Origin of the sequence: Enterobacter cloacae complex sp. IR5422, from assembly GCF_049238165.1 — a bacterium.
GTDB lineage: Bacteria > Pseudomonadota > Gammaproteobacteria > Enterobacterales > Enterobacteriaceae > Enterobacter > Enterobacter roggenkampii.
The window spans coordinates 1-2,763 of record NZ_JBMKHT010000102.1 but is presented as its reverse complement, the minus strand read 5'-3'; the positions used below and the strand labels follow the sequence as shown (position 1 = coordinate 2,763).

The 2,763-nt window shown below is 48.1% G+C and carries 3 protein-coding genes and 1 pseudogene; 1 reads left to right on the top strand and 3 read right to left on the bottom strand.

Annotated elements, in window-relative coordinates:
• Positions 1 to 89: 89 nt before the first annotated feature.
• Genes fliT through fliD form a run of 3 tightly spaced genes read right to left on the bottom strand, consistent with a single transcriptional unit; the run spans position 90 to position 2,242 of the window.
• A complete protein-coding gene (fliT, locus tag ACOTXT_RS22340) occupies positions 90 to 404 on the bottom strand; it encodes a flagellar protein FliT (protein ID WP_421625470.1) in 315 nt (104 codons plus the stop codon).
• A complete protein-coding gene (gene fliS, locus ACOTXT_RS22335) occupies positions 404 to 814 on the bottom strand; it encodes a flagellar export chaperone FliS (RefSeq protein WP_021241380.1) in 411 nt (136 codons plus the stop codon). Before fliS ends, fliT begins: the two co-directional genes overlap by 1 nt.
• A 24-nt stretch (positions 815 to 838) precedes the next feature.
• A complete protein-coding gene (gene fliD / locus ACOTXT_RS22330) occupies positions 839 to 2,242 on the bottom strand; it encodes a flagellar filament capping protein FliD (RefSeq protein ID WP_421625469.1) in 1,404 nt (467 codons plus the stop codon).
• A 238-nt stretch (positions 2,243 to 2,480) separates the two neighbouring features.
• Between fliD and ACOTXT_RS22325 the strand changes: the two are divergent.
• Positions 2,481 to 2,763 (top strand): annotated as a pseudogene (locus ACOTXT_RS22325) (flagellin FliC); the annotation flags it as partial.

Below are 2,763 nucleotides of genomic sequence, written 5' to 3'. Positions count from 1 at the left end.
CAGGGCCAAAATCAGCCACGAAGAGACGATTTTGGGCTGAAAATTGGAAAATTGAGCCACAGGACGTCGATAAAGGACGGTTTGGGGCGTCATATCGGGAGCTGCGGACCACTTAATCGCAACTTCCCTAATGCTTTCAGCTCTTCCATACGCTGGTGCAGCAAGGTTTTCAACTCGATTTCATTATCGAGTATTTTTTTCAGAATAGGGCGTATTTGAGCCTGAATATGAGGCGGAATTTCGCTGGCATCCTGGAACATAGTCAGTCTTTCAACTGATGTCAGGTAGTCAACTTCGTAAGCGATAAGCTCATCCCAGCGCCCCGCCTGGGTGAGAACAAGCATAGTGTTACTGGTTGTTAATAACTGCTGATAATGTTGGAGCAAGCCGAGATGGACGTCCATTAGTAATTGTCCCGCATGTTTTGAGAATGAGGGCCTATCTCTTTCCAGGCATCAGCAATATTATTGAGTAACTCCACTACTTCATTAATGGCATTGATGTCGTTATGAAGATTAGCCTGTAAAAGACGCCTGGTCATATAGTCATAAAGACTATCGAGATTTGCCGCCAGGTCGCCACCAATCTCATGGTTTAGACCTGACTGCAAACCGTTACTGATGATATTGATTGCTTTACTTATGGCCTGCCCTTTACCGGGAATATCACCTTGTTCAATCAAAATGATGGCTTTCTTCATAGCGCTTAATGCGCCATCAAAAAGAAGCACAACCAGTTGATGTGGGCTGGCACTCAGAACGGCCGATTCAACGCCGACCTGAGCATATGCCTGAATTCCCGATTTTGTATACATGGTAAAACCTCAATTCATCATTTATTAACGGTTCATGGCGTTGAACTGTTGGGTCAGATAGCTTCCGGTCTGATCCATCTTTGAGACAAGCTGGCTCAGACTGGTAAATTGCGTTTTATAACGTGCCATGGTGGCAGTGATCTGCGCGTTTACGCGATCGTATTCGTCCGACAGTTTTTTCAGCGTCTTGTTGATGCCCGCGGTGGCATTCTGTACGGAACCATCAGTTCCGAGCATGTCTTTCAGCAGACTGCTGGTCTGGGTGGCAAAACCGGTGGTTTTTCCATCGCCGGACAGGAATGCGACGACGTCGGCCGATTTTTCGTTCAGTGCCTTGTTGAGCTTGGTACTGTCCACCGTCAGCTTACCGGTGATATCCTGCGTAATCCCAATCTGCGATAAGGTGGCCAGATCGCCTGAGCCCTGACTAGCCGAAATCATCGAGCGCAGGCGGGTCTGAATATTACGTAGCGTTCCGTTGCCCAACAGGTCACCGTTGCTGCTGTCCTGATTGGTGCTTCCCTGATCTACCGCCGTATATTTCGTCTGATTGGCAATGGTGGTCTGCAGAGAGTTATACGCATCCACAAAAGCCTGAATGGCATCGGTCATTGGCTGGTTGTCTTTGACAATTGACAATGTCTCCGGGCTGCCTTTATTGGTCTTCGTCAGGTTTAGGGTAACGCCCTCTGGTGCATCCGTGATGGCATTACTGCTACGAACGATCTCGATACCGTTGATATTGACTTTAGCGTCGGCAGCTGGAACCTGTTCACTCATCACATTGGTGGCGCTGGATGGATTGTAGCTGACGTATTGCGCCAGTTGACTATCATCCGTCGTAATGGTCATCTCGTTTGCTATACCGGTATCACGGGAAGTCAGCGCTAAGTAATAACTGTTGTCATCCGCTTTGATGATGCTGGCGCTTACGCTTCCCTGCTTGGCGTTAATAGCGTCACGCACATCGGCAAGGCTTGTCTTATCGCTCGCCAGGGTGATTGTTAACGGATCTTTCTGCCCCGGCTGAGTGATTGTGAGGGTGCGCGTGCTCATGCTGCTGTCGCCGAGTTCTGTATCCTTGCTGCCGACTTTAGGGCTCAACAGAGACTGCGCTGCCGCCAGTTGCGTTACTTCAACGGAATAAGATCCTGCAGCTGCGCTGCTGGCAAGCGTCGCACTAAACGCTGTGTTAGTGCTGGAAACCTTTGATTGTGCAATAGCAGAGGTATTTTTTAATGCATCTGAAGCAGTCTGTAATTTAGTGAGTGCTGTCTGCACCACCCCCCATGCTGTCAGCTTGGCTTTATATGACGTTTGCTGGGTAGTGATAGGCTTTAGCTTGGTTTGCTCAGCTGTCTGTAAATTGTCATACAACGTATTGAGGTCCAGTGAAGTACCTGCGCCGAGTGAACTAATACTTGCCATTTTTTCATCCTTTATTGAGACAATCGCTGGATGGTCTATCGGCAGAAACGAGAAAAAGATTAGCGTTATTTAAAAAAAACAATGCGTAAATAAAGAGGGAGAAATTCGGGCAGTTTACAGGTTTAAAAAAATGATTTTTTTTCCTAAAGCTTGAGAAAGGGCGGTCGATAACCTCATTGACGGTGAGAAAGCCGTAGGCAGATGCCTAAATCTGATAACTTTTTCAAAGGAATACATCATGGCTGTTATTAATACTAACACCCTGTCTCTGATGACTCAGAACAACCTGAGCAAATCTCAGTCTTCTCTGGGCACCGCGATCGAGCGTCTGTCCTCCGGTCTGCGTATCAACAGCGCGAAAGACGACGCTGCTGGTCAGGCGATTGCTAACCGTTTCACCTCTAACATCAACGGTCTGACCGTTGCTGCACGTAACGCCAACGACGGTATCTCTCTGGCGCAGACGGCAGAAGGCGCACTGAGCGAAATCAACAACAACCTGCAGCGTATCCGTGATCTGA